Raw genomic sequence first — 955 nt, forward strand, 5'->3', positions numbered from 1 at the left:
TCAACGGCACCGATACCTTCACTTACACTAATGAAGACGGTAATACAGAAACGGTCTCTGTGACGGTTGAACCGGTTGCTGATGACACCGTATTAGTCGCTGATACTGCGACAACGAATGAAGACACACCCATTACGATTGATGTAGTTGGTAACGATACTGACGTCGATAACGGTGAAGTTTCCCCAGTTGATACCGTGACGCAGGGCGCTAACGGCACCGTTGCGATCAACGATGATGGTACGGTGACTTACACACCGAATGCAGACTTCAACGGCACCGATACCTTCACTTACACTAATGAAGAAGGCAATACCGAAACGGTCTCTGTGACGGTTGAACCGGTGGCTGATGACACCGTATTAGTCGCTGATACCGCAACAACAAACGAAGACACACCCATTACGATTGATGTAGTCGGTAATGATACGGATGTCGATAACGGTGAAGTTTCCCCAGTTGATACCGTGACGCAGGGCGCTAACGGCACAGTTGCGATCAACGATGATGGTACCGTAACTTACACGCCGAATGCCGATTTCAATGGCACCGACACGTTTACTTATACTAATGTCGATGGCAACACTGAAACCGTGACGGTCACGGTTGATCCAATTGCTGATGACACCGTATTAGCTGCTGATAGCGCAACGACTAACGAAGACACACCTGTGACGATTGATGTTACAGCGAATGATACCGACGTTGATAACGGCGAAGTTTCACCTGTTGATACGGTAACCCAAGGTGCTAACGGCACCGTTGCGATTAATGATGATGGTTCGGTGACTTACACGCCGAATGCAGATTTCAATGGCACTGATACCTTCACTTACACTAATGAAGACGGTAATACAGAAACGGTTACTGTGACAGTAGATCCAATCGCTGATGACACCGTATTAGTCGCTGATACCGCAACAACAAACGAAGACACACCCATTACGATTGATGT

Annotated in this window: 1 protein-coding gene; it reads left to right on the plus strand. The window is 47.6% G+C overall.

The window, feature by feature from the left end; genetic code table 11:
- A partial coding sequence (locus V6255_RS17925; RefSeq protein ID WP_341629369.1) for an Ig-like domain-containing protein occupies positions 1-955 on the plus strand: 955 nt, incomplete at both ends.

This window comes from Psychromonas arctica (assembly GCF_038155225.1).
Taxonomy (GTDB): Bacteria; Pseudomonadota; Gammaproteobacteria; order Enterobacterales; family Psychromonadaceae; genus Psychromonas; species Psychromonas arctica_B.